Raw genomic sequence first — 26,402 nt, 5'->3', positions numbered from 1 at the left:
AAGTGTGTATTAGGGAGTGAATAGATGAATAAAGTTAAAATCGTTACAGATTCGACTGTGGATTTGTCTGAAGAAATCGTAAATAAATATGATGTAGAAGTGGTCCCCTTATCAATTACGATAGATGGAAAGACATATATAGACCGCGTTGAAATAACCCCGGCCGAATTTATGAAAAAAATGAAGGAAGCAGCCGAGCTGCCAAAGAGTTCACAGCCTCCGGCAGGCGCGTTCCTTGAGGTTTATGACAGGCTGGGAAGAGAGGGTTTTCAAATCATCTCGATACATATGACCGGCGGGATGAGCGGGACTGTCCAGTCAGCCGAGAGTGCAGCGCAAATGACCGAGGCAAATGTTACAGTGGTGGATTCGCGCTTTATCTCGAAAGCACTCGCTTTCCAGGTAGTCGAGGCAGCTGAAATGGCGCAGGCAGGCAAAAGTGTCGACAAAATATTGGACAGACTTAATGAAGTCCGCGAGCAAACACGCTTATTCGTTGTCGTCGATACACTTGAAAATCTTGTCAAAGGCGGACGAATTGGCAAAGGGAGGGCGATGATCGGTTCATTGCTCAATATCAAACCGATTGCATCCCTCGATCATGGTGTCTACACTCCTGTTGCGAAAGTGAGAAGCCATTCACAGGCAGTCAAATATCTTGCCAGGAAGTTTGCTGATGATGTGAAAGGAAAGACAATTAAAGGTGTCGGGCTTGTCCACGCAGAAGGCAGTGAACTGGCACATAAATTAAAGGCCGCTATCGATGAGTTGACCGGCTACAATAAAATTGACATTGAAGAGACGACACCAATTATCAGTACCCATACTGGGGTGGGCGCGATCGGGTTCATGTATTATATTGAATGAAAAAAACAACTCTGCTGGAATAAGGCGGAGTTGCTTTTTTCGCTGTTAAACTTCGTTTTCTGGCGTATCGGTCGGTGTCGGTTCTCCATAACTATCCTGGTATTTGTCGTCAATATAATCGCGAATTTGCTTGATGGTTTTGCCGTCATTATATTGCTGGATACTTTCGGCTGCGGTATCGAGGCACGTTCCACATTTTGTACCATGGTCATCCCATACAACTTCGCCATTTTCACGATTTTCATAAACGAAGCAATCATAGACGTTTTGATGGTTTCCGGACTCGGCACAGCCGCAATAGCAAGGAATCCATTCAAGAAGCTCCTTATGCTTTGCAGCTTCTCCATATACGATTTTCACTTGTTTATGTTTGTCGTGGACAAAAACCGGCAGCTCTTCGGCAGAGGCGGTTGACTCGCGCAAATCTCCATTTTCAGCATGATAGGTATGGGAATCTTTGCCGTCGCTGCTTTTCGCGTTATCTTCTTCAACTGTGGCTGACGAGCAGCCAGCAATTAATATCAAGGCTGTGGTGAGAAAAATTAAATATCCAATTAAACTCTTTTTCATTATCGGCACCTGCGCTTCATTGATAATTTTGAGTATGGTTAAATTGATTCTATCATGAAATCATAAATATATTTGTGATGATTTTCACATCATCTGGAAAATTTGAGTGTTTTGGCATTTGTGACTGGCATTTAAAGGATTTTTTCAAGCAAACGTCGAATATGACATCAAAAAGATATTCGAACATTGAAGGATATGAGAATGATGCAGAAAATTAAAAAACTGCCGCTATTTAGAAAAGTGTTGCTGTTTTCCTTTTTAATTACCTTCCTTGTTGCCGTGTCAACTGCCGGAATCAGTTTTATTTTGCACTCAAAGCTGCTGGAGGACCAAATAGAGGAGCGGGTCGAAGGATTATCGTCATTATGGAGCACGACGATTAACACGGAGGATATTTTTTCTGTAAAAGAGTTTCAGGACCTCGATAACCCGGCGTTAGGCCGCCTCGTCAAAAATGTTTCCTTAATAAATGAACGAAATGCCGCTTTCGTAGAAGCCTATATCCTGGATCCCGAGATTCATGAAAACAGCAGCTTTTATGTACTGGCAGCCTCCAAGCATTACAATGATTTAGGGTTAGAGAATATGTCTTATTATAAAGGCGGCGAAGAATTTACAAAAACGTTTAAAACGGTGATTAACGAAGACAGGGCGTCATCAACTGGAGTTTATAAAGACCAATATGGGACATGGATCACGGCTTTTTCCCCGATTAAAGACGAGCGGGGAAATGTCATTGCTTTGCTTGGAGTCGATGCAGAGGCTTCCTTTGTTGGAGCAGATGAAAAAAAGATTACCGCCATTTTGATTTATTCTTTTTTAATTATTACGATCATCGTTTACTTTCTTTTAAGCTGGGGTTTAAAGAAGGTTATTGAGCCAATTAACGAAATCATTTACGGGATCAATGAAGTAAGCAGCGGCAATTTTAATGTCCGCCTCCAAATTGAAGAGTTTTCCGATTTAAAAAAGCTTGCTGAACGGTTTAACATGATGACGAGACAGCTGTCCATACTATTTGACAGGCTGTCTGCCACTTCCCAGCAGTTGGGTCCGCCCCCTAAAAGGCAGGATCCGATGCAATGGGAGGCTGCACTGGATGAGATGGAAAATATTTTTCAAAAGACAAAATTTCAGCAGGAGCTTCAACGGGCCGAGAAAATGAATGCGATTGGCCAGCTTGCTGCGTCGGTTGCACATGAAATTCGTAATCCAATGACCGTTGTAAAAGGATTTTTGCAGATTTTTTTGGCAAAGGAATCAATGAGCGATGAGGAGCGAATGTACATCAAATTGATGATTGAGGAAATGAACCGGGCTGAGACGATTATCAACGATTATTTATCGCTTGCCAAGCCAGATTTGAAGCAGATTGAACAAGTCGACGGAGCTGAGCTGGCCAGTAAAGTTGTCGATTTGATGAATTCTTATGCCATGATGTCAAAAAATATTGACATGGCCATCCATATTAGCGAACCGATTATGGTCAGAGGAAATAAGAGTGAATTAAATCAAGTCCTGATCAACATTTTAAAAAATGGCATCGAAGCAATGAAAGAAGGCGGCAAGCTGACGCTGACGCTCAAAGAGGAAGGTGACTATGGCGTATTTATCATCAGTGATACGGGCATAGGCATGTCAGAGGAGGCTCTTAAAAGGCTTGGCACTGCCTTTTATTCATTGAAGGAAAAAGGAACAGGAATCGGTTTGATGGTCTGTTACCAAATCATTGAACGAATGAAAGGAAAAATCGAAGTAGAAAGCAAAGAAGGGGAAGGCACGACCTTTAGAATTTATGTGCCATTGTTCTCGGCAAAAGAACAAGAATAGTACTTTTGCAGCGTGAATATTTTACTGCCATTTTTATCCTCCTCAATCAGTATCTTATAAATGGGAGGTGTGAAATGGCAAAAAAGAATGTATTGTTTTTTAGTGATTTTGGCGTTGATGATTTTGTCTCAGCGATTTACGCTTATTTTAACGATGAAATAAATATAGTCGGTGTCGTCGGTGATTATGGAAATGTTCCTAAAGATTTCGCAGTTCGTAATGCCGTGTTTTTACAAGCAATTACAGGTTTTACGGATATCCCGGTCATTGGTGGTGCAGAATTGCCGTTGACAGGTGATCACCCGATCTATTATCCGGAAATTCATGGCCTCGAGGGTCTCGGCCCGATTAGCCCCAAATTTGATTGTTTCAATATCAATCTTGAAAACTTTCATGACATAAACAAGATTATCGCAAAATACAAGCATGATATATATATTGTCAATGTGGGGAGATTGTCTTCCCTGGCAGCAGCATTTATTTTATACCCGTCGTTAATGAAGCAGGTGAAAGAATTTTATATTATGGGAGGCGCTTTTGTTGTTCCCGGCAATGTCACTCCCGTAGCTGAAGCGAACTTTTTCGGGGATCCCTATGCTGCAAATATCGTCATTAATATGGCTCCTAAAATGATTCATATTATTCCGCTTGATGTAACATCGGCGGCGATTATTACCCCTGATATGATCGATAAGCTCCACACTTATTATTGCGCGGTCAACAGCCAGGCAGGAATGCTCGTTAAGCCCTTGGTTGATTACTACTATAATTTTTATAAAAATAAGAATCCTGATATTCCCGGAAGCCCGATGCATGATGTGTTAACACTCTGGGCGTTGACTGACGCGGCTGAGATGGATTATATACAAGAACCGGTAAAAATCGTTGTTGATCGAGGGGAAGCATTTGGCAAAAGCATTGCCGATCTTCGCAAATCCGCTGATAAAGCACGCTTTAAGGTTCACAAGATAGCCCATTGCTTTAATTATTCTTTATTTGTTAATACTTTTTATGAAACAATGAGAAATCATCACGGAAGAACATTCTGACTTTCGGATGTTTTTTTCATTCTGTTCACCAAGTTTGGAAAAACGTTTTCCTTCCTTCTTTCTAAAACCTTTGTTAGAATAATGTTCGACAGGAAAAAGGAATGCAGGTGAAATATAATGAAAAAGAACTTTTTAATGTTGTTCATTCTGTTTGCAGCAGTCGTTCTCACCGCTTGCGGTCAAAAAGGGATTGAAAATGCCAAAGACTGGCCTGTAAGTGATTTTACATACACAAACCAACAAGGTGAAGCATTTGGCCTTGAAGATTTGAAAGGTAAAGTCTGGGTAGCTGATTTTATTTTTACAAGCTGTGATGATGTATGCATTCCAATGACTCATCATATGGCAAAGCTGCAAAAGATGGCTAAAGATGAAGGAATTAAAAACATCGAGTTTGTCTCTTTTACCGTTGATCCGCAAGTGGATAACGGAGCGACGTTAAAAACCTTTGCGGAGAATTTTAACGTCGATTTTGCGAATTGGAATTTCTTGACAGGCTATACCCAGGATGAGATCCAGACATTTGCGGTTGATGTATTTAAAACATGGGTGCAAAAACCGGAAAATGATGATCAGGTTATCCACGGTACTGATTTCTTCCTCGTTGATCAGGAAGGAACGGTTGTGCAATCGTATACCGGACTTAATGGAATTCCCTTTGAACAAATGATCAGCGATATTAAAACGCTGCAATAGGCCTGAAATGGGCCTATTTTTTAGTTTTTCCTGTAACCTTCCGCGGGTATATATGAAACAAGATTTTGTTCAGGGCAGATGTGAACATGATATAATATTATAATAGAATGAAAGCAGGTGATGATATGAAAAAGACATTCATCTCCCTTTTACTTTGTACGATCCTTCTTTCTTCGTGTGACTTTATTTCCTCTGAAACAGAAATGGCCCATCCACAAAAACAACTGGGACTCGTAGTGAAGCAAGACATTCCCGATAACTATATTCCAAGAGAAATAAGCGTCGTATCAGTCGGCGATTCATTAACAGAGGGTGTTGGAGACAGCACGGAGCGAGGCGGCTATATCCCCTATTTACGAGAAAAGCTTGAAGCCGATAAAGGGATAAAGGGGGCTGACTTTCAAAATTATGGCGTGAAAGGCAACCGGACAACCGATTTAATTCGCAGGCTTGAAGATCCCGAGGTGAGAGCGGCAATCGAACAAGCAGACATAACGGTGATCACAATCGGCGGAAATGATATGATGAAGGTCGTCCGCGAAAATATTTCCCATTTAAAGCTGGATGTTTTCGCTTACGAAAAAGAAAGATATGAGGAACGGCTCCAAGAAATTTTAAATACGGTGAAGAGCTATAATAAGGATACTGCAATTGTTCTTGTAGGCCTTTACAACCCGTTTGTGAAGTGGTTCTCCAATATTGACGAACTAAATATGATTGTTTCTGAATGGAACTTAATAAGTCAATCAACGGTTACCCAGTATGAAAATGCCTATTTCGTCGAAATTATGGACATTTTTGAAAACCCGGAAGAGGATATTTTATTTACGGATTATTTTCATCCTAATGACCGCGGCTATGAGCTGATTGGCGAACGGGTATATAAAGAACTTAGCGACGGGGCTTTAGCGGAAAATTCCGGAGGTTCTTATATAAGCCAAAAAGAGGAGACACAAAATCGATGAAGAATAAATGGAGAACTTTATTTCTCCTGCTGGCAGGGGTGAATATTGCCGTTATCGCGGTTTTATTGTTCATGATCAACTCACCAGCGGGGGATAGACCAGGCAGCTTGCCTGAAACTGCGGATCAGGATGACGTTAAATTTAATATTAAAACGAATAAACACGATTTGAACAGAGTCATTAATCATTATCTCGAATCGGAAGGATTAACAGGACCTGCCAATTATCAAGTCATCTTGCAGGATGAGGTTGTGTTATACGGGACGCTTCCAGTGTTTACAGATGAAATAAACATGAAATTAACCTTTGAGCCGGAAGCCCTTGAAAACGGTGATTTACTTTTAAGGCAAGAATCAATCTCGGTCGGTCAGCTGCCGCTTCCTGTTTCTTATGTCTTAAAATTTATCAATGACCGTTATGAGCTGCCTGAATGGGTGGAAATCAGCCCAAATGAAGAGCTTGTGTATGTCAGCCTGCAAAATATGAAGCTCAAAAGCAATATAAAGGTAAAAGTTAATGAATTTGATTTAAAGAACGACAATATTCAGTTTACGTTGAGTGTGCCAGTCAATTAGTGGCGGCGCATGCGCCAAACAATACAAAATGAAAGCGGCAGGAGACCCGCCCTCCGGCCGCTTTATTGATTTAGTATAACCGTGTCGAGGCCCGGATCATCGTTTAAAAAGCCGACCATTGCTATCGTATAGGTTTCATTTGCTTTTAAGGTTAGTCCGGACAGGGGCAAAGCAGTCTTATCTGTACCAGCTACTCTTGCCTCAAGATCGACTCTCATCGCAGATAAGCCAAGATAGCTTGTTTCTTGTTTATATGAAACGTTTGGAAAAATGACATCTCCATTTTTCACCGCGATATCTATTGCCGGTGCATCAGAGGAAAGGTGAATGAATCGCATTTTTGTTTCATTTTCTGGAACACCTGGTTTATCTTCAAATACAAAAAGGCGCAGTTTTTCGATGGGGCCCGCTGCAGCCAAAGTATAATATTGGCCAGACGCAATCGTCACTCTCTTGCTGAGAACCGTCGAGACCATGTCTCCAGCCGGATAAATATCGACTTGGTGTCTTCCCGGAGGCAAGGATACATAATTACTGCCTCGCTTATAAGAGAAGTTTTTCAGAATGGGGTTACCGTTTACATAAATGTCCACGTCTGGTCCGTTCGGGGAAGCATGGAGCACGCGCACTTGTGCCGGCCGCATCATGCTGTTGTCCGGAGCTCCCGCAGTCCGCAATGAGTGCACCGCTTTTCCGATATACTTCAAGTGCTTAAAATAATAATGAACATGCATGCGCGGATTTAAATATTTATAGTATTTTGCCAGCATGTCGTACATGGACGCCTTTTCGAAATAATTCTGGTCGGGCATAATTTTCGCTCCAATCCGGGTAGTTTACGTCATTTAACATATGCTCGATTTTTTCGGTTTGTGCAAGTAAATTATTGGCTTGCACTTGAGGTGCTTTTCGGCCCTGTTGCTATTTTTAAATTCTATCCTTTGCATGTAGCAAGCTTTTCATATAATCTTATAATGGAGCGTAAAATCGTCCTGTTGGGGAATAAGTATAGTGACGATGAGCATGAGAAAAGAGGTGCTTTATTTGAGCGAGAACACAAGTCAATTGGCGACGTTCGCAGGCGGTTGTTTTTGGTGCATGGTCAAGCCATTTGATCAGCAGCCCGGGATCTTACAAGTGGTTTCAGGTTATACCGGGGGCACGAAGGAAAACCCGACGTACGAGGAAGTTTGCTCTGAGACAACCGGCCATTACGAAGCAGTCCAAATTACGTTTGATCCGGAAATTTTTCCATATGAAAGATTATTGGAACTTTATTGGCAGCAAATTGATCCGACAGATCCCGGAGGTCAGTTCTTTGACAGGGGAAGCTCGTATCAAACAGCGATTTTCTATCATAATGAAAAACAGAAGCAGCTGGCCGAACAGTCAAAAGAGAACCTTGAAAAAAGCGGCCGCTTTAATAAGCCGATTGCTGTAAAAATTATACCTGCTAAAACCTTTTACCCCGCAGAACAGTATCATCAGGACTATTACAAAAAGAATCGGGCTCGATATGAAGCGTACCAGGAAGGCTCCGGCCGGGCAGCTTTTATCCGAAGCCATTGGGGGGAGTAAGTTGGAAAAAGATCATAAACCGTTGAAAAAACAACTGACACCGTTGCAATATGAGGTGACAAAGAATAATGGCACCGAACCGCCGTTCCGAAATGAATATTGGAACGAATTTCGCGACGGTATATATGTCGATATCATTTCAGGAAAACCGCTTTTCACATCAAAGGATAAGTATGATGCCGGCTGCGGCTGGCCCAGTTTTACAAAGCCTATTAAAGAAGAAGATGTCGCTGAAAAGTCTGATTACAGTCACGGTATGATCCGTATAGAAGTCAGAAGCAAATCATCCGATTCCCATTTGGGCCATGTATTTAATGATGGCCCAGGGCCTTCCGGCTTAAGGTATTGCATGAATTCAGCAGCGATGAGATTTATCCCGAAAGACAAACTGCAAGAAGAAGGGTACAAGGAGTTCGTTGTACTCTTTGAAAACAACGAGTAAACCGCTACTTTGGAAAGGATGAACAGCATGTTCAAGAAGCTATTTGGAAAGAAAGAAGCAATTAAAACCGTGCAGATATTTGCTCCGGTAACCGGAACAGCAATTAATTTGGAGCAGGTGCCTGATCCGGTTTTCTCTGAAAGAATGATGGGTGATGGCATTGCAGTCGAGCCTTCAGAGGGGGAAGTGGTTTCACCGGTTGATGGAGAAATCGTCCAGGTATTTCCTACGAAACATGCGATCGGGATCAGGGCGCAAAATGGAGCAGAGATTCTGATTCATATTGGCCTTGAAACGGTTTCTATGAATGGCGAAGGCTTTGAAGCCCATATCAGTGTCGGGGATAAAGTTTCGGTCGGAGACCGGTTAGTAAGCTTTGATCTTGAGCTTGTCAAGGAGAAAGCAAAAAGTACGGTTACCCCGATCATCATTACCAATACGGACAATGCAGCAGCGATCGAGAAGAAAGCAGCTGGACCTGTCGAGCGGGGAACATCGCCGGTTTTAGAGGTAACATTCGATTGAACAAGCCCTGGTCACACTCGACCCATTCATAAAGTCTGATCACCTTTACAGAAATAAGGAAGCCATCAAAGGCTTCCTTATTGTTTTTCTGCAATGATAATCGAAGAGATTGCAATGTCTGCACGATTGGTTATATTACTTTCAGATCGCTCATCTTTTACAACGAATTTCACTGTGTGCGATCGATCACCAAGCCCGCTGGCGATATAAAGATTCCTCTGCTTATCGATTGGCCACCACGTTGAAATGGAACCATGATAGGCATCATCGATATAGACATCCATTAATCCACCAAATTCACTCCGCAGTACAGTAACTCCTAATTCCGGGCCAGTAAATTCGTATTCAATGAAATCCCCCTGCTTTGTACTTACATGCAGACCGTTGTAGAAGGTAAAACCTTTTTTCTCTTTATAATTAGACTGTTCAGTAAGTTGAATGTCAGGAAGCGGATTGAGGGGTTTAATTAGTTCAGCCTGCTGCCCTGTTTTTTGCTGGACACTGCTCATTACTTTGAACAGCTGCTCTGCATAAAGCCGATAGCCTTTTCCATTCGGATGGACGAGATCGGTTGTTAATTGCTGAACAGTTAGGCCTGAATCGCGAAAAGGCACACGCATATCAATGTTGACAGCCCCGTAATATTCAGTAATTTTACTGATCTCCCCGGCAAACTCTTCTTGATCAAGGCTGTTCTCGGTAATCGTAAATATTTGTGCTGACGGATAATGCATGATCAGATGGCGAACGATCTTTTCATAATGGGCTGAGAACGTGCCCGCATCCATGTATTTCCGATCATTTTCCCCAAAAACAATAAACGCTGCATCGATTCTGTCCGGCATACGCGTATTCTGCAGCTTAAAAATCCCTTCAAATGCAGTAGCACCGCTCTGGACAACAGCATGCCGCGTTCCCTTGCCGCCAAATTCGTTTCTGATCAATTCCTCAAGCTGCGAAAACCACGTTAACTCTTGATTCTCTGCACCTGCCCCGCGCCCGATGCTATCACCAACGACCAAATACTGATAATCTTTTCCGGCAGCAATTTTTTCATATATTGAACTGTTATCTTTATCATCTGCTTTCGTATCTGAACCGGCCAGATAAAACATATAATATAAACCGGAAAACAATAAAACTGTGAAAATGACTTTTCTTTCCATCTATGCAGGAAGCCTCCTGATGTAAATTCTTACACAATAGTAACGTAATTTGTTGTCAAGGAAAAGAAATATTTTTGTAATTCCCGAAATAAATGTCTGCTTGCTAAAAACTGTTGCTTCAAATTTATTTTAGAAATTTGGGCAAACACACATGCGGGTCAAGTACCCATTACATAATGTGTACTGCAAAAGATATAAATAAAAAGGAGTGAATGTCCATGGCATACGGATGTGACAGCTGTCATTACGGATATGCTTATCCTGCCGCAGACTACGGATATAATGGCGGCTTTGCTTTGATAGTAGTATTGTTTATTTTATTGATTATTATCGGGGCAAGCTACGGGAATTGGTAAATGCATAAACTTGATACGCGAGCTCTGAGGCACTCCCAGCATTGGCAGGGGTGCCTCTTATAATATCTTTCAAAAACACGAACATTAAACACTATAAACGTAATTATAGTTCGTGAAAAACTTGACTATAGGATAGGTCTTTGTTATATTTACGTATGGTGAGTGAATTTCATAAAAGCATTCTTTAACTGAAAAACGGTTATTTATAGTTAAGACAGTATTATTCGTTTCCTACGCCATACTCCTGTTAATTTAGACAACTTCATTCGTTTTTCGGTTTAGCTTGTTCCATTGTGAAATATACTCGGTTAATGGTAAAGCGAATTAGATGACTGGGGGATTTTCGGTGAAAGCAAATTATGATGTAATCGTCGTTGGAGCCGGTCCGGCTGGTATTTTTACCTGCTATGAAATGACATTAAAAATGCCTGGTGCAAAGGTTTTATTAATTGATAAAGGCCATGATATCTATAAGAGGAATTGTCCAATTTTACAAAAGAAAATTGAGAAGTGTCCGCCACCAGCCGGTAAGAAAGACTTCGCAGGCTGCTTGCCAGCCTGTTCAATCACGAATGGTTTCGGCGGTGCAGGCGCCTATTCCGATGGCAAATTTAACATTACAAGTGAATTTGGCGGCTGGATGACCGATTACCTTTCCGATTCCGAAGTCATCGAACTGATTAAGTATGTTGATGAAATTAATTTAAGCCATGGTGCTACGAGTTCGATTACCGATCCGCTCACGGATAAAGTCAGGGACATTGAACGGCGCGGTTATGCAGCCGGCTTAAAGCTACTGCGGGCGAACGTACGCCACTTGGGAACAGAGCAGAACCTGCAAATTTTAATGAGTATTTTTGAGTATTTAAGAGAAAAGATTGATATGGCCTTTAAAACGGAAGTGGAGGATCTTTTGACCGAAAAGAAGCCTGATGGCTGGTTGGTGAACGGAATTCTCCTTAAGAATGGGGAAGAGATCAGAGCTGATAAAGTCGTCGTCTCCCCGGGACGTGACGGGTCTAAATGGCTGAGCCAAATCATGAAATCGCGGCGATTGCAAATGATCAGCAATCAGGTTGATATCGGTGTCCGTGTCGAAACATCGAATATTGTCATGGAAGAGATCAATGAACATTTATATGAAGGCAAATTTGTCTTTAACACGTCAGTCGGCACAAAAGTCCGGACATTTTGCAGCAATCCTTCCGGGCATGTGGTTGTCGAAAACCACTCAGGGATCATGCTTGCAAATGGCCACGCTTATAAAGACCCGAAGCTTGGCAGCCCGAATACTAATTTTGCTTTATTAGTATCGCACACTTTTTCGGATCCTTTCGACAAACCGAATGAATATGCGCATGAAGTATCGCGGCTGGCCAACAGCCTTTCAAACGGCGGCTTGATTGTCCAGAAATACGGCGATATTTTAAAAGGAAGAAGATCGACAGAAAAAAGAATTAAAGAAGGCTTCATTGAGCCGACACTAAAAGAGGCCGTTCCTGGTGATCTAGGTCTTGCGCTCCCATATAACACGTTGAGAAGCTTAATCGAAATGACTGAGGCTCTCAATCATGTGACACCTGGATTGGCTTCAGAGCATACTCTTTTCTATGGAGTGGAAGCAAAATTTTATTCGGCACGGCCTAAATTAACAGATCGGTTTGAGACAGAAATTTCGGGATTATATGTTGGCGGTGACGGAGCCGGTATTACAAGGGGACTGGCACAGGCGAGTGCTTGCGGTGTTTGGATTGCCCGGGATATTATCAAGAACATATCCGGTGCGATGCTTGAAACTGCAATTGTGTGACTAGCGAATAAATAGAAAATGAGGGTGACATCTAAGCTAAGTAGCTGAGCTGGCGAAGAATATGATTAGTGTTTGAAAAGACAAGATTGTAGTTAGTGTGGGGGTGGGTACGATTCGTACTTGCGCGTTACAATAAATTTCAAGATTGACGCACTGTGTATAGCGGACGCATTTAAGCTTAGTTGAAAATCGACGCACCAATGTCTTCGCAGCCAATTCGTTCCTGAGCTTGACAGACAACTGATAGTTCAGTATCAAGGAGGGAATCGTCGCAGTAGAATATAAAAATACGGCAGACTGAACCAAATCAGCCTGCCTATTTGTGTGTCATAAAAAAGTTTTATTTAATTTTCATTATCATCATTATCTCCGTCATTCTCTGGTTCTTCCGCATCTTCGTTATCGTCGTGCGCATCCTTTTTATATAAAACTTTTAACCCGGTGCCGATATCCGATGCAAGGATGTAATTACGCTCCACAAAAACTCCCCATACGTTTGAATCTATAGGAACATATTTGCCGATTTCCACCGGATTTGCCGGATTGGATATATCGACAGCACGCACACCACCTGCATAGTGCGACAAGAAAAGAATCTTCCCTACTACTTTTGGATCATGTACGGTATTCGCAAAGGTTACTCCATCCTCAATATCATCAACCAATTCTGTCTTAAACTCGCTCAGGAGCTTTGGATTGGTTTTATCCTTAATATCAAAAATCCTTGTATATCCGTATGCCTGTTCATAACCCGCTTTGCTCGGGTTATACACTTCACGCGTTTCGATCAGGATTCTCCCGCCTTTTGCAAGTGCGGCTGAATGTGCAGAACCTTGCTGGTGGGGAGCATACTGTGTCCTGCCAAGGTAAATCGGATTCTCTGGATTTCTAATATCAAAAATGGCAGTGCCTAAATCCCACATCGACACGTATGCAAATTTTCCAGTATCATCTACCATTGTACTGTGGTTAAAAACAGGACGAGTCTTTCCATCAGGTGCATTCCAGTGATAGCCATTAAAATCGTCTGGTATTTCTTCAAGCGTCCTGGGGTCAAACTGCCAGATTGTGCTCGGATTAACTGGATTGGAAACATCAACAATTTGGAAGTCTTTTTCTTCACCATGGCTGTAATAATCCGCATACGGATTCGCTGCAAGAACCAACACACGGTTACCCTGAACAGTCAAATACAGTTCATGCGTCCCGTTTGTTTTTTTAGTTACCTTCCAGAATCCTAACTTTTTAGGGTTATAGGGCTTCGTTACATCATAAAGAAGGAATCCTCCCTGTGAGTCTGGATTATTACGATTCAATTGCTGGACACTGACAACTGCCAGGTCCCCTTTGAAGTATGGAGTTCTTACTGATTTTACGATTACTTTTTCCTGCCATGTACCCGGAACATCATTGTGTGCAAAAACAGCCACTTCCTTGGGATTAGCCGGATCCTTTAAATCAAAAACCCTTACTCCTCCGTTCCCGCCATTATTCGTATGCGTTCCAATGTAAGCAAAACCCTTATGGGCATATACATCGCCAAAGCTGTTTTGCTTTCCATCCGCCCGGATAACTTTCATTTCAGGTGCAACTTCAGTGAGGTTTCTAAATTTCCCTTCAAGAATCAGGGTATCATTCTTTCCATAACCGGCGCCCTGTCCTTTCTCAATAATGTCACTCCCTAGATCATCATGGGCAAGACCACTAATTGGAACAGATGATATCACTAACGCTGCTGACAAAATAGCACTAAACAAAAACGTCCTCTTTAATTTTTTCAACCTAAAACCTCCTGCCATTGAATTTTATGATACGAAATCTCCTTTAATATAGCAGAGGGCTAGAAAAACTCACAAATAATTTTCATTAAATTCAGCAAATTCAGTTTATTATTCCTAAATTTTTATTTGTAATGGGTTATTATACCTATCTTCGACTACAACGATGAGAAAAAATAGAGTTGATTAATAGTTAGCCAATACTTTAGTTTTTTATTCTGGATTTCTCAACAAACACGGCCTAATTAGTCATTATATTTCTAAAAATCTTCGGAAAACCAACCATCCATCCACGAGTCCACAAATAAATCTGTCAACCTGAAAAATCAAAGCGGCAATTCCTTACATGTAATGGATTCTTTAAGAAAGATTTCCCGGGCAGTCTCATACAATTTAATATATTGTCCCAGCAGGTGGAGTGGAGGGAGACTATGGAACAGTCGTTTTTAATAAAGCCTTTTCTCGATGCTGTTTATCCGACGGTTGAGTATGGCAAAGGCGTTTTTCTTTATGATACAGACGGGAAGAAGTATTTGGATGCGTGTTCCGGTGCCGTCACCGCCAATATCGGCCATGGTGTTGAGGAAATTGTGGAAGCGATGCATGAACAGGCGAAAAAAGTATCTTTCGTCTATCGGTCTCAATTTACAAGTGATGCTGCCGAGAAATTAGCAAAAAAAATTGCCGAGCATACTCCCGGAGATTTAAATTGGAGCTTTTTCGTCAACAGCGGCTCTGAAGCAACCGAAACAGCGATGAAAATCGCGATTCAATACTGGCAGGAAAAAGGGATTCCTACGAAAACAAAAGTGCTGTCAAGGTGGCTCAGCTATCACGGGATAACGCTCGGAGCCCTTTCAATGTCCGGCCATCCGGGGAGACGGGCGCGGTTCACTCCTTTGCTGGAAGACTTACCGGTCATTCATCCTCCATATTGCTACCGCTGTCCCTTTAAACTTGCAATGCCGGAGTGCGGATATTTATGTGCCCATGAGCTGGAAACGGCAATTGCACGGATAGGCCCTGACAATATCGCCGCCTTTATCGCTGAACCGATCGTCGGTGCCGCCGGCGCAGCCATTACACCCCCGGAGGAATACTACCGGATCATTAAAGATATTTGCACGAGAAACAACATTTTATTTATAGCTGATGAAGTGATGTCTGGATTCGGGCGGACAGGAAAAATGCTTGCTTGTGAACACTGGGGGATCATCCCTGATATTGTCGTGCTCGGTAAAGGCATGGGGGCAGGATATACACCGATTGCCGCGGCGCTCGTAAGCGATAGAATCATTGAGCCGATTTTATCAGGCTCAAAAAGTATCATGAGCGGCCACACACTGAGTGCAAATCCTCAGGCGTGTGCTGTTTCTCTGGCAGTGCTCGACTATTTGGATAAACAGAGCGTCATTTCGGAAGTCGAAGCGAAAGGCGTATACTTGCTGAACCAGCTGAAAAAACTGCAGCAAAAATACACTTTTATCGGAGATCTGCGCGGCAAAGGATTATTAATCGGTCTTGAATTTGTTGAAGACAGAGCGGAAAAACGTTCGTTTTCACGAACTGTTAATGTAACTGGTGAATTGGTCAAAATAGCCCAGCAACAAGGCTTGCTTCTTTACCCGGCCGGAGCGGGTGATACAGGCATGAGCGGCGATGCCGTCCTGATCGCTCCGCCGCTAACAATTACAAAAAGAGAAATCGATGAATTAGTAAGGCTTCTCAATCAATCATTCATCCAGTTTGAAAGAAAGCTTGTCCTAAAAAGGGATGGAGTGGAATAAATGGAAAATCCGTTCGGGAAAATCACAACGATTAAGGATGTTATGGACTTGTTTTATGATGGAATGACGATCATGTTCGGAGGTTTTGGCGGGATCGGTTCCCCGCCGGATCTTATTGATGGCATTTTGGAGAAGGGAATAAAAGATCTGACTTTAATCGGCAATGACACAGGATTTCCCCATATTGGCATCGGGAAAATTGTCAGCCTTGGGAGAGCGAAGAAAGTAATTGCTTCCCATATCGGCTCGAATTCCGCTGCCGGACGAATGATGACAGCTGGTGAGCTGGAAGTCGAATTCTCGCCGCAGGGAACTTTAGCAGAGCGAATCCGCGCCGGCGGAGTTGGACTGGGAGGAATTCTAACCGATATCGGCATCGATAATCAGCTTGTGTCGGAAAACAAGCCGAAAACCAATATTAACGGGAAGGATTATTTAATCGAAACCGCTTTAAGCGCGGAAATGTCAGTCGTATATGCAAAAAAAGCGGATCCATACGGAAATTTAGTTTTCGACAAAAGTGCCAGAAACACAAATCCACTTGTTGCTATGGCCGGAAAAACCACGATTGCAGAGGTCGAAGAAATTGTCCCGCTTGGCAGCCTGAATCCTGAAAAAATCGTGACACCCGGTGTGTTCGTTGATTATATCATTGCTTCGGGAGGAGTGAATTGGAAATGGGTTTGGGAATAGATATTCGCGCTAAGATCGCAAAACGGGCAGCTTTGGAAATCAAGCCCGGGATGGTTGTGAATCTTGGGATAGGCATCCCTTCCTTAGTTCCGAACTATTTGCCTGAAAACATCCATGTCATGTTCCAGGCGGAAAACGGAATTGTCGGCATGGGACCGACTCCAAAGAAAGGCAGTGAAGATGAGAATCTATGCAATGCAGGCGGTTTTCCTGTAACGGTGATCGACGGTGCCAGTTATTGCGACAGTGCTGTCGCATTCGGGATGATACGGACCGGGAAGGTGGATGTAACGATCCTTGGTGCTCTTCAAGTAAGCGGCAGCGGCGATCTTGCCAATTGGATTGTTCCCGGTAAAAAAGTTCCCGGGATGGGTGGCGCAATGGAGCTCGCCCAAAAGGCCGGAAAAGTAATTGTGTTAATGAACCATACAGATAAAAATGGCACCCCGAAAATCGTTGACGAATGCACCCTGCCGTTAACTTCAGCGAAATGTGTCGATATGATCATTACGGAAATGGGTGTTTTCCAGATTACAAACGACCAATTGTTCCTTATCGAGGTGTTTGAGCCCTTCACTTTAAAAGCGATCGAAGCAAAAACCGCTTCCGCTTTTATCATAAAGGTATAATCCGGTATGTGACTTTTCAGGGGAGGTATGAGTGCGGAATGGAGACAGAAATGGAAAAAATCGGGACGTGGATTAAAGAGAATCGGGCGAGAGGAGCACGCCTGCTGCAAAAGCTTGTCCAGGAAGGCAGTATCCGAGGCCATGAAAGCAAAGCGCAGGCGATTATTATTGAGAAATGCAGACGACTCGGCCTTGAACTTGATATATGGGAAATTGGTGAACAATCCGTCACAGGCCATGAGGCATTTTGCTCGGACAGGAAGGATTTTAGCGGCAACCCAAACGTCGTGGGTGTCCTTAAAGGAGCAGGCGGAGGACGATCACTGATCTTAAATGGACATATAGATGTTGTCCCCCCGGGGGACAGAAATGATTGGCTTCATGATCCTTTTAGCGGCACTATTGATGGCGGGAAACTGTTTGGGCGGGGAGCAACAGATATGAAGGGAGGATCTGTCGCCCTTCTTCTCGCGATAGAAGCGATTGTTTCCTGCGGACTGAGCTTAAACGGCGATGTTATTTTTCAAAGCGTGATTGAAGAGGAAAGCGGCGGAGCGGGAACGCTGGCTGCTGTCCTAAGAGGCTATAAAGCGGATGGTGCGATCATTCCCGAGCCGACAAACATGAGGTTGTTTCCAAAGCAGCAAGGCTCGATGTGGTTCAGAATTTCCGTGAAAGGCAGGTCTGCCCATGGCGGAACGAGATATGAAGGGGTAAGTGCAATAGAGAAGGCAATGGTCGTGTTAACAGCACTGCAAAATTTGGAAGAGCAGCGAAATACGCGGGTTAATGATCCCCTCTATGCCAAAACGCCAATTCCGATTCCGATTAATATTGGCAAAATCAACAGTGGAGAATGGCCTTCGTCCGTTCCTGATTCGGCTGTGATTGAAGGAAGAATGGGCGTTTCTCCGGATGAAACGATGAATGCTGCCGAACAGGAAATGGAAGCTTGTCTTAAGCAGCTGAACGAAGCAGACCCGTGGTTCCAACTGCATCCGCTGAAAATTGACTGGTTCGGGGGCAGGTGGCAGCCCGGAAACCTCGACATCGACCATCCGCTCCTAACAGCGTTATCCGAAGCCTTTGTTGAAGTAAAAAAAGAAAAACCTGTTATTGAGGCATCTCCATGGGGAACAGATGGCGGTATTTTATCGAATGTCGGGGGAACACCGGTGGTCGTTTTTGGGCCGGGAGTAACCGAGGCTGCCCATGATACCAATGAATATATCATTCTTGAAGACTTATTTGCAGCAGCAGAAATCATCGCCTTTACGATTATCAAATGGTGTGGGCTTCATACTAATTAACTATAAGGTTAATAAACGATAAAACCTGGTGTTTAGAGCCAGGTTTTTTTAAAAAGGGAGCAGTCGTACATGAACAGCAATTCCTATTTTAAAAGGCATGTAGGAGAAAATTTCTTTATCGACGCGTTTATCGATCCTTTTAACAAGCGAGTAAGAATTGATGATTATCTAGGGGATTTTACGGAGGTCATGAATGAAGCGGAACAACTCGCAGTGGAATCCAATGCTGAAAAGTTGATATTAAAGAGCAGAAAAGAAGACTGTAAACGGCTTCTGAACAACTGCTATATTTTGGAGGCTTTCATTGACCGTTATTTCCTTGGATCGGACGCTTATTTATTCGCAAAATTTTTTCGTGACGAACGAATGGCCGCGGACGATTGGTTAAAAGAAGACCAGATCATGGAGGGTCTTTCTAAAATTAGCCTTACTCGTGAACCCCCTGCACTTCCAGATGGGTATACGTTAAAAAAAGCTGGCGCCTCGACCGCTGAATCGTTAGCTTCCCTTTATCGGCAAGTCTTTGCAGTTTACCCCACCCCGCTCCATGAACCCGAATATGTAAAGAAAACGATCAGCGAAGGGACGGTATATTTTGCTTTGTACCATGAAGGGGAAATAGTCAGTGCAGCGTCCGCAGAGGTTAACCACTTCTATAAAAATGCCGAAATGACTGACTGTGCCACATTAAAAGAGCATCGCAAGCATGGCTTAATGAAGATTTTGCTTTTGAAGCTGGAAGAAGAGTTGGTTAAAGATGGAATTTTCCATGTGTTTACGATGGCAAGAGCGTTGTCATTTGGAATGAATGCGGCCTTTAAACAGCTCGGATACTCGTATACGGGCAGAATGCTGAAAAATTGCTTCATCTATAACAAGCTTGAGGATATGAATGTGTGGACAAAGAATTTAACGAAAAAAACATTTGCTGAAAAACCGGCACATTGATGACAATTCTTCGGCACCCCGCCCATATATAGATAAGGAGGCAAAAGGGAGGAGAGGCGGATGGGAAAGGATGAAATGACAAATGAAGTCCTGACAGCCATTTTAAAAAGCATCGATGAAGGAATACATGCAGTTGATACTGCCGGGTATACGATCTTTTATAATGAGGTTGCCGCCCGCCATGACGGCTTGAAAATTTCTGAAGTGCTCGGCAGGCCGCTGCTTTCCGTTTTTCCATCTTTAAATGAGCGGACGAGTACATTGCTGAAAGTCGCAAAAACGAGACAGCCGATTATTAACCAAACACAGACGTATGTAAACATTTATGGCAAAACAATTGAAACCGTCAACACAACCTTGCCGATCCTCGTCGGCGGTCGGGTGATCGGAGCCGTCGAGATCGCAAAGGATTATTCGCGGATGAAGCTCCTTTCCGAACGATTGCTTCATTTCCAAAAAAGCAAACAACCAAAAGCATGGAAGCAGGAAAGCGTAAAATATACGTTAAACGATTTGCTGACAGTCAATCATGATTTCTTAGCTATGAAAGAAAAAGCAAGGAAGCTCGCGCAAACAGATGCACCGATTTTAGTTTTTGGAGAAAGTGGCTCGGGAAAAGAATTATTCGTTCAGGGAATCCACCATGCATCAAGGAGGTCTCAAGCACCGTTTGTTGCGCAAAACTGTGCAGCAATCCCTGAAACGCTTTTGGAAAGCATTTTATTCGGAACCTCGAAGGGAAGCTATACTGGAGCTGTCGACCGGCCGGGCCTATTTGAACTGGCTGACGGCGGAACCCTCTTTCTTGATGAGCTTCATACAATGCCGATTGTCCTTCAAGCCAAACTTCTTCGCGTCCTTGAGGAAGGGTCGGTTCGACGAGTAGGGTCGGTAAAGGAAATTCCGGTCAATACAAGGGTGATTTCGGCTATGAATATCGATCCGCGGACAGCGCTTGAACAGGGAACATTAAGGCCTGATTTGTTTTACCGCCTGAACGTACTGACTTTTGAGTTGATCCCATTGCGGGAAAGACCGGAAGACATTGATTTATTGACATCCTCTTTTATTCATTCCTTTAATAAAAGCTTAAATAAGAAGGTTGCCTCTTTGGAAGATGGTTTAAAGGAGTATTTCCATACTTACAGCTGGCCGGGTAATGTTCGTGAGTTAAAGCATGCGATCGAATATATGATGAATGTTTGCGAGGAAGAAATGCTTTCAGAAGCAGATTTGCCGATCATTCTTAAGCAAAAGAAACGGCAGTATATGAAAAAGGAACGATCACCATCCCTATCGCTCCGTGAAAATTTAAAAGAACTGGAAATAAGACTGATCCGTGACGCGCTCCAGATCACAAAAGGGAACATCAAACAGGCTTCTGTACTGCTTGGCATTCCAAGGCAGACACTTCAGTATAAACTCCAAAAGAATTTGCCTGGTGCCGAATAATCAGCATTTCTGTTTTCTGCAAACCTGAAACGATGATCTTTACCGCTGTTTCCTTTCTTCACAACCTTAATGGAAAAGCATCCATTTTTGGCACGGAACTTGCATCATTTACCGTTAAAGTGACAGGGAGGAATGGTAATGAAGATGACATTATATAAACCAGCCAGACACTGGCATGAGATTGAATTATGGAAGGATGTCGATGAAGAGCAATGGAACGATTGGATTTGGCAGCTGACAAACACAATCCGAACATTGGAGGATTTACGAAAAGTGATCAACCTCACCCCTGCTGAAGAAGAAGGCGTCAGGATATCAACAAAAACGATCCCATTAAATATTACACCCTACTATGCATCCCTCATGAATCCAGATGATCCCCGCTGTCCGATCCGCATGCAGTCGGTTCCGATCTCTCAGGAAATGCACAAAACGAAATACGATCTTGAAGACCCGCTTCACGAGGATGAAGACTCACCTGTTCCCGGTTTAACGCATCGCTATCCTGATAGGGTATTGTTTCTCGTTACCAATCAATGCTCGATGTATTGCCGATACTGTACACGCCGCCGCTTTTCCGGGCAAATAGGCATGGGAGTTCCGAAAAAACAGCTTGATGCCGCGATGCAATATATCGGCGAGACACCTGAAGTAAGGGATGTGCTTCTTTCTGGCGGGGATGGATTGTTAATCAATGATAATATTCTCGAATATATTTTAAAAAATTTGCGGTCGATTGATCACGTCGAAATCATCCGGATTGGCACGCGTGCACCGGTTGTTTTTCCGCAGCGAATTACCGATAATCTCTGCAATATTTTGCGGAAATATCACCCGGTCTGGCTTAATACCCACTTTAATACATCGATTGAAATAACCGGGGAGTCAAAGCTGGCATGTGAGAAATTGGCCGATGCTGGTGTACCAGTTGGAAACCAATCGGTTATTCTTGCTGGAATTAATGACAGTGTTCCAATTATGAAAAAGCTGATGCACGATCTTGTCAAAATCCGGGTAAGACCGTATTACATTTACCAGTGTGATTTATCAGAAGGAATCGGCCATTTCCGGGCACCGGTTACAAAAGGGCTTGAAATCATTGAGGGATTAAGGGGGCACACATCGGGATACGCCGTACCTACATTTGTTGTCGATGCACCAGGTGGAGGCGGAAAAATTTCACTTCAGCCTAATTACATGATTTCACAAAGTCCCGACAAAGTTGTTCTTCGCAATTTCGAAGGTGTGATTACGACATACCCTGAACCGGAAAACTATGTGCCCGGCCGTGCAGAAGATTATTTTAAAGAAATATATCCAGAAATGGAACAGAAACGGTCGGCGGCAGGAATCGCTTCGCTTATGAACGATGCCCAGCTCAATTTAGTGCCGGAAGGCCTGGCCCGGTTAACGCGGCGCAAACAATATGAGCAGGATCCTGTCCATAGTTCGCTAAAGGACAAACGCGAAAAGCGTGACGTATTAAAGGAAAAGAAATTTTATGCCCAGCAAATGAAAGAGCCCGGACAAACTGCTCGACAAACTGAAGGGGCAGAGGCGATCATTGCAGCCAATAGTCAGGAGGAAAAGTGATGGAGCGATCATGCTCATGGTGCAGCAGCGAACAAATCGAAACAGGGAAAGAAACAGTGTATTGGGAGCTCCCGGACGGAACGAGGGCGATTGAGATTACCGATGTCCCTTCAGTTGTGTGCCATGACTGTCACATCGTTTACCAGACTGATGAAATCGTCAAAACGATTGAGGACCAGCTTTTTATCGTTGATACGAAATCAATCGCAAAAACGATTGCTTTTGAAGGACTGATGAATCTTCCCAAACTATTGAAAAAAAATTACTTTGATTTTTCATAATGCAGCTATAACACAACCGCCCAAACGGAGATCGGGCGGTTTTTTCTTTCCTGCGATGTTTCAGGGCATAGGGGTCTGCTGTGGACGCCGGGTCAGGGATGAATTATAGTAAACGTAAGATAATAACATGGAGATGGAACGCTCAAAGGCTCCTTTAAGAAAAAGAACTGGAAAGGTGTTATGTATGCGAAAATCGTTCTACCATTTTTTAATGAAATACCGGCATCCGGAGCCGAAGGATTCAATTAGCAAGTTTGCGAATCATGCCTATGATGACCACAGTTTTCCAAAACGGTCGGAGGATTATCAGGAGATAAGCTTGTATCTGGAGCTGAATGGCCAATATTTAGAAAGCATGACTACCTTTGATGAAGCGTGGGAAATATATGAAGCAACTGAAGGGAAGGGCTGATAACCTTTCTTTTTTTCATTGTTTTCGAAAAGAGACCGTTTAAAAGCCAGTGCATATACTATCGTAATTAATTATTCACGGCTCACCACCTGAGAGGATGGAGGAAATGGAAAAACGAAAAAAACCGAAATACAAAATCGGTGATACAGTCGTGATCACAATGTATGGCACGGTGGGGAAAATTACGGATGTTAAGTGGCTTGACGGCATGCATGTGTATGAAGTGAATAAAAGCGAAGGACTGTATATGGAAGCAAGCCTGCAATTGTTGTCAGAATACGAAGGAAATGTTGTTGAGCAAGAACATATTGACATTGAATATAAATTTTTTTTCGGTGATTTGGTTCAAGTCAAAGGGTATGGAGCAGACCTGTTCAAAGTAATTGGTTTTCGGACTGAAATTTGGCGCTATAAGGAAAATGCCTGGGAAGACGTTATTTATGAGCTGTCGAGAATTAGCGACGGCGAATGGCTTGAAGCAGGAGAAGAAGAGCTGACAATTGTTGCAGAAGCTGCTAATGCCGAAACGTTCATTCAAAAATTAGGGTTGCTGTTTTCAGTGAACAAACCGCAAAATCCCTTTGAAAAAGAAATGAAACTCAATAAACGCGGCTACCGCCAGACCGAGCGTGATATGGTGAGAAAGAAAGATGACCAACAGGAACTGATTGACGGTCTCCTTGATATATATAATGATTACAAGATTTTACATGAGATGTTTAACGATTGGGAATACGAACAAGTTATGCGTGTTGTTCTCGAAAAGCTTAAAAGTATATGAAAAAAATACTTAGAAATTAACAGTAAATTGGTATAGCAGATAAATTAAATAAGGTGCACCAAAAACGAGCAGTATTTTATAAACAAACTCAGTAATCTTCCTGCAAGTATCTATGAACAAACTATTTTCTTTATTTACATCTTCTTTAAACACTTCGATCCACTTACAGATCACCATCATCCAATCACTCCTAAATATTAGCTGTTACTAATGTGTATGCTTGTCCAATATAAACATGTCTTGAATTGAAATTTCTTTTAAAAAGACGAACTATATGAAAAGCCTTTTAACAGATCAGGTTATGAAAATAGCAAATGCAACATACATTCTGTAAAAAGGGGGCGATGCTATGAAAGAAATCGAAGTTATTATTGATACAGAGGAGATTGCCGAATTTTTCTTTCATGAGCTTTTAAAAAGGGGATACGTTCCCACCAATGAGGAATTGAATGAAATGGCTGATATAACTTTTGAATATCTTGTTGAAAAGAGCATTATTGATGAGAATACTGATATCGACTAAATGACGGGCTGCTGCCCGTCATTTTTATGTGAGCGTGCCCAGCAAGCCGTTAATTGCTAGTTGGTGAAAGTCCAACCCGAGTAAGTGTCAAGACGCTCGGTAGCTGACAGGGAGGCGTCCTGGCCGAGGCACTGGAAATGGACGAAACCAAAATAAAGCTGACCGTATCCGATTCAGACATTCTTTACATGAAGGATAAAATAAATTCCGTTATTCAACAATATTGCTAATTGATGAAGCGCGATGCTTCATCTTTTTTTGCGAAAAAATGTCCGCGTCCGGATCGATTCGATAACATAGGATAAAATTTCCATGCAAATAACCCAACTATCGACAAAAGTAGAAGCTTTCCGATAAAGGAATCGACAAAGGATAGCTTTAATAGTACATATACAGTTTAATTTGATAGGGGGACGCGGCATGTTAAAAGAGTTAACAAGCAGAAGGAAGAGAAATTATGATATTACGATTTTTCAAACCCCGCAATTTAGGCAGGATAGAGGCTATACTCAAGTGTACCGGCTTGCAATTAAAGCGGAGGGGCATCAGGATTGTTTTGATAAGGTATTTAAGCTTTTCAATGTGCCGGACACCATTCCCACCGACTATAAAGGCAGGTTTATGAGCACAGGCGATATTGTATTAATTGACGAAGGCTTGAGAGGTCACCATTATTACCAGCTAAAAGCGGGCGGCTGGACAAAGATTAACCGAATTCAGGTGAGGTAATGTGAAGAAAACAACGCTGAAAATCAGGGTTGTTTTCTGCTTTTTAAAAACGTATCTTCCCTATTTCCCTGTTAAAAGATGCTGGTACCCGGATGATTTTTCATGGAGAAAAGAATATGTTATAGTTTGAAGGGATAGGCAAGGAAATAACAGCTAAAGAAAATAATGGAGGTAAATAATATGAGTATTCATATCAATGCAAAAGAAAATGAAATTGCCGAAACGGTATTGCTTCCCGGAGATCCTCTTCGGGCTAAATATATTGCTGAAACATTTTTAGAAAATGCACAATGCTATAACGAAGTTCGCAACATGTTTGGCTATACGGGAACCTATAAAGGAAAAAAAATATCTGTTCAGGGAACGGGAATGGGTGTTCCGTCCATCTCTATTTACATAAATGAATTGATGCAAAGCTATAATGTCCAAAATCTGATCCGGGTCGGAACATGCGGCGCTATTCAAAAGAATGTCAAGGTTCGCGATGTCATTCTCGCCATGAGCGCTTCGACTGATTCGAAAATGAACGAAGTTATTTTTGGCGCGGTTAATTTTGCTCCAACAGCTGATTTTGATTTGCTTAAAAAAGCGTATGACGCTGGTATGAAAAAAGGCTTGAACCTTAGAACCGGTAATGTGTTTACTGCGGATATGTTCTACAATGATCATGCTGAGCATGAAAAATGGGCGCAATATCAAATATTGGCGATTGAAATGGAAACAGCCGCACTCTACACTCTTGCCGCAAAGTTCAATCGCAAGGCATTGTCGGTTCTGACTGTAAGCGACCATCTGTTAACAGGTGAAGAAACAACTTCAGAGGAACGCCAATCCACCTTTAACGAAATGATTGAAGTTTCGCTCGAAGCTGTCATCCAGGAATAGGCAACTTTTCATTGAAAAATCATAAAGATACCTAAAATAACTGGGTATCTTTTTTTTGAATACATAGATGAGTAAGTTACACACTAATAAGCTAAACCGAAAAACGAATGAAGTTGTCTAAATATAAAGGAATTCTGTGTATTTAGATTGCTTGACGGATCATGTTAAAATA

Annotated in this window: 28 protein-coding genes and 1 pseudogene; 24 read left to right on the top strand and 5 right to left on the bottom strand. The window is 42.6% G+C overall.

The genetic code is table 11. From position 1 onward, the window contains the following. The first annotated feature begins 24 nt into the window (after positions 1 to 24). On the top strand, positions 25 to 867 hold the full coding sequence (locus CU635_RS16200) for a DegV family protein (RefSeq protein ID WP_101578426.1): 843 nt from the start codon (positions 25 to 27) through the stop codon (positions 865 to 867). A gap of 45 nt (positions 868 to 912) precedes the next feature. Here the strand turns inward: CU635_RS16200 and CU635_RS16195 are convergent, their stop codons facing one another. Next, positions 913 to 1,437, bottom strand: coding sequence for a PCYCGC motif-containing (lipo)protein (locus CU635_RS16195; protein ID WP_101578425.1), 525 nt, complete (start codon positions 1,435 to 1,437; stop codon positions 913 to 915). Between the two features lie 201 nt (positions 1,438 to 1,638). Here CU635_RS16195 and CU635_RS16190 point away from each other — a divergent pair, with 201 nt between their 5' ends. From CU635_RS16190 to CU635_RS16170, 5 genes are all read left to right on the top strand, one after another. Beyond that, on the top strand, positions 1,639 to 3,267 hold the full coding sequence (locus CU635_RS16190; RefSeq protein WP_101578424.1) for a sensor histidine kinase: 1,629 nt from the start codon (positions 1,639 to 1,641) through the stop codon (positions 3,265 to 3,267). Positions 3,268 to 3,341: 74 nt separating this feature from the next. Beyond that, positions 3,342 to 4,316 (top strand): nucleoside hydrolase, encoded by a 975-nt coding sequence (locus tag CU635_RS16185; RefSeq protein WP_101578423.1) that lies wholly within the window; start codon positions 3,342 to 3,344, stop codon positions 4,314 to 4,316. 117 nt (positions 4,317 to 4,433) lie between these two features. Then, positions 4,434 to 5,012: an SCO family protein gene (locus CU635_RS16180; RefSeq protein WP_101578422.1), complete on the top strand. Its 579-nt coding sequence runs from the start codon at positions 4,434 to 4,436 to the stop codon at positions 5,010 to 5,012. Positions 5,013 to 5,137: 125 nt separating this feature from the next. Next, a complete protein-coding gene (locus CU635_RS16175) occupies positions 5,138 to 5,977 on the top strand; it encodes an SGNH/GDSL hydrolase family protein (protein WP_101578421.1) in 840 nt (279 codons plus the stop codon). Next, positions 5,974 to 6,552 carry a YpmS family protein gene (locus CU635_RS16170; RefSeq protein WP_101578420.1) on the top strand — a complete coding sequence of 193 codons (579 nt, stop codon included), beginning with the start codon at positions 5,974 to 5,976 and terminating at the stop codon, positions 6,550 to 6,552. The genes CU635_RS16175 and CU635_RS16170 overlap by 4 nt, the downstream gene beginning before the upstream one ends. A gap of 62 nt (positions 6,553 to 6,614) precedes the next feature. Here the strand turns inward: CU635_RS16170 and CU635_RS16165 are convergent, their stop codons facing one another. After that, positions 6,615 to 7,364 (bottom strand): DUF4397 domain-containing protein, encoded by a 750-nt coding sequence (locus tag CU635_RS16165; RefSeq protein ID WP_101578419.1) that lies wholly within the window; start codon positions 7,362 to 7,364, stop codon positions 6,615 to 6,617. Positions 7,365 to 7,650: 286 nt separating this feature from the next. Here CU635_RS16165 and msrA point away from each other — a divergent pair, with 286 nt between their 5' ends. Genes msrA through CU635_RS16150 form a run of 3 tightly spaced genes read left to right on the top strand, consistent with a single transcriptional unit; the run spans position 7,651 to position 9,097 of the window. Then, positions 7,651 to 8,130 carry a peptide-methionine (S)-S-oxide reductase MsrA gene (msrA, locus tag CU635_RS16160; protein ID WP_257985643.1) on the top strand — a complete coding sequence of 160 codons (480 nt, stop codon included), beginning with the start codon at positions 7,651 to 7,653 and terminating at the stop codon, positions 8,128 to 8,130. 1 nt (position 8,131) lies between these two features. Next, positions 8,132 to 8,572 (top strand): peptide-methionine (R)-S-oxide reductase MsrB, encoded by a 441-nt coding sequence (gene msrB / locus CU635_RS16155; protein WP_101578418.1) that lies wholly within the window; start codon positions 8,132 to 8,134, stop codon positions 8,570 to 8,572. 27 nt (positions 8,573 to 8,599) lie between these two features. Next, positions 8,600 to 9,097 (top strand): PTS sugar transporter subunit IIA, encoded by a 498-nt coding sequence (locus CU635_RS16150; protein WP_101578417.1) that lies wholly within the window; start codon positions 8,600 to 8,602, stop codon positions 9,095 to 9,097. A gap of 77 nt (positions 9,098 to 9,174) precedes the next feature. Here the strand turns inward: CU635_RS16150 and CU635_RS16145 are convergent, their stop codons facing one another. Further along, positions 9,175 to 10,263, bottom strand: a complete 1,089-nt coding sequence (locus CU635_RS16145; RefSeq protein ID WP_101578416.1) for an SGNH/GDSL hydrolase family protein — start codon at positions 10,261 to 10,263, stop codon at positions 9,175 to 9,177. A 278-nt stretch (positions 10,264 to 10,541) separates the two neighbouring features. Between CU635_RS16145 and CU635_RS24370 the strand changes: the two are divergent. Further along, positions 10,542 to 10,619 (top strand): annotated as a pseudogene (locus CU635_RS24370) (YjcZ family sporulation protein); the annotation flags it as partial. Between the two features lie 346 nt (positions 10,620 to 10,965). Next, on the top strand, positions 10,966 to 12,429 hold the full coding sequence (locus tag CU635_RS16135; RefSeq protein ID WP_101578414.1) for an NAD(P)/FAD-dependent oxidoreductase: 1,464 nt from the start codon (positions 10,966 to 10,968) through the stop codon (positions 12,427 to 12,429). A 344-nt stretch (positions 12,430 to 12,773) separates the two neighbouring features. Here CU635_RS16135 and CU635_RS16130 read toward each other — a convergent pair whose 3' ends face one another. Further along, the gene (locus CU635_RS16130) at positions 12,774 to 14,210 is read right to left on the bottom strand and encodes an LVIVD repeat-containing protein (RefSeq protein ID WP_245917494.1); all 1,437 of its coding nucleotides are present in this window, start codon (positions 14,208 to 14,210) and stop codon (positions 12,774 to 12,776) included. A 428-nt stretch (positions 14,211 to 14,638) separates the two neighbouring features. On the opposite strand from CU635_RS16130, the gene CU635_RS16125 reads away from it, so the two are divergent. The 10 genes from CU635_RS16125 to CU635_RS16080 all read left to right on the top strand — a co-directional run bounded on the left by CU635_RS16125 (position 14,639) and on the right by CU635_RS16080 (position 24,093). Further along, positions 14,639 to 15,994, top strand: coding sequence for an aspartate aminotransferase family protein (locus CU635_RS16125; RefSeq protein ID WP_101578412.1), 1,356 nt, complete (start codon positions 14,639 to 14,641; stop codon positions 15,992 to 15,994). Beyond that, positions 15,995 to 16,687: a 3-oxoacid CoA-transferase subunit A gene (locus tag CU635_RS23420; RefSeq protein ID WP_101578411.1), complete on the top strand. Its 693-nt coding sequence runs from the start codon at positions 15,995 to 15,997 to the stop codon at positions 16,685 to 16,687. Beyond that, entirely contained in the window at positions 16,672 to 17,316 is a 645-nt protein-coding gene (locus CU635_RS16115; RefSeq protein WP_101578410.1) for a 3-oxoacid CoA-transferase subunit B, read from the top strand. The genes CU635_RS23420 and CU635_RS16115 overlap by 16 nt, the downstream gene beginning before the upstream one ends. Before the next feature lie 38 nt (positions 17,317 to 17,354). Beyond that, positions 17,355 to 18,626: a peptidase gene (locus CU635_RS16110; RefSeq protein WP_101578409.1), complete on the top strand. Its 1,272-nt coding sequence runs from the start codon at positions 17,355 to 17,357 to the stop codon at positions 18,624 to 18,626. A gap of 69 nt (positions 18,627 to 18,695) precedes the next feature. Then, on the top strand, positions 18,696 to 19,574 hold the full coding sequence (gene ablB, locus CU635_RS16105; RefSeq protein ID WP_101578408.1) for a putative beta-lysine N-acetyltransferase: 879 nt from the start codon (positions 18,696 to 18,698) through the stop codon (positions 19,572 to 19,574). A gap of 60 nt (positions 19,575 to 19,634) precedes the next feature. Further along, entirely contained in the window at positions 19,635 to 21,026 is a 1,392-nt protein-coding gene (locus CU635_RS16100) for a sigma-54 interaction domain-containing protein (protein WP_101578407.1), read from the top strand. A 138-nt stretch (positions 21,027 to 21,164) separates the two neighbouring features. Continuing rightward, positions 21,165 to 22,619 (top strand): lysine 2,3-aminomutase, encoded by a 1,455-nt coding sequence (kamA, locus tag CU635_RS16095; protein ID WP_101578406.1) that lies wholly within the window; start codon positions 21,165 to 21,167, stop codon positions 22,617 to 22,619. Next, on the top strand, positions 22,619 to 22,900 hold the full coding sequence (locus CU635_RS16090; RefSeq protein WP_101578405.1) for a YokU family protein: 282 nt from the start codon (positions 22,619 to 22,621) through the stop codon (positions 22,898 to 22,900). Before kamA ends, CU635_RS16090 begins: the two co-directional genes overlap by 1 nt. Before the next feature lie 184 nt (positions 22,901 to 23,084). Continuing rightward, a complete protein-coding gene (locus tag CU635_RS16085) occupies positions 23,085 to 23,312 on the top strand; it encodes a YozE family protein (RefSeq protein WP_101578404.1) in 228 nt (75 codons plus the stop codon). A 106-nt stretch (positions 23,313 to 23,418) separates the two neighbouring features. Beyond that, positions 23,419 to 24,093, top strand: coding sequence for a hypothetical protein (locus tag CU635_RS16080; protein WP_101578403.1), 675 nt, complete (start codon positions 23,419 to 23,421; stop codon positions 24,091 to 24,093). Positions 24,094 to 24,102: 9 nt separating this feature from the next. Here CU635_RS16080 and CU635_RS23415 read toward each other — a convergent pair whose 3' ends face one another. Continuing rightward, entirely contained in the window at positions 24,103 to 24,273 is a 171-nt protein-coding gene (locus tag CU635_RS23415; RefSeq protein ID WP_180955691.1) for a hypothetical protein, read from the bottom strand. Between the two features lie 169 nt (positions 24,274 to 24,442). On the opposite strand from CU635_RS23415, the gene CU635_RS16075 reads away from it, so the two are divergent. From CU635_RS16075 to deoD, 3 genes are all read left to right on the top strand, one after another. Continuing rightward, positions 24,443 to 24,616, top strand: a complete 174-nt coding sequence (locus CU635_RS16075) for a YozD family protein (RefSeq protein ID WP_101578402.1) — start codon at positions 24,443 to 24,445, stop codon at positions 24,614 to 24,616. A 420-nt stretch (positions 24,617 to 25,036) separates the two neighbouring features. Continuing rightward, the gene (locus CU635_RS16070; protein ID WP_101578401.1) at positions 25,037 to 25,345 is read left to right on the top strand and encodes a YodL domain-containing protein; all 309 of its coding nucleotides are present in this window, start codon (positions 25,037 to 25,039) and stop codon (positions 25,343 to 25,345) included. 180 nt (positions 25,346 to 25,525) lie between these two features. Further along, complete coding sequence (gene deoD, locus CU635_RS16065; protein ID WP_101578400.1) at positions 25,526 to 26,230, top strand: purine-nucleoside phosphorylase; 705 nt, start codon at positions 25,526 to 25,528, stop codon at positions 26,228 to 26,230. The last annotated feature ends 172 nt before the right edge of the window (positions 26,231 to 26,402 follow it).

Source organism: Bacillus canaveralius (genome assembly GCF_002860125.1).
In the GTDB taxonomy this organism is placed as follows: domain Bacteria; phylum Bacillota; class Bacilli; order Bacillales; family Cytobacillaceae; genus Bacillus_BJ; species Bacillus_BJ canaveralius.
This window is presented reverse-complemented; position numbering and strand designations above follow the sequence as displayed.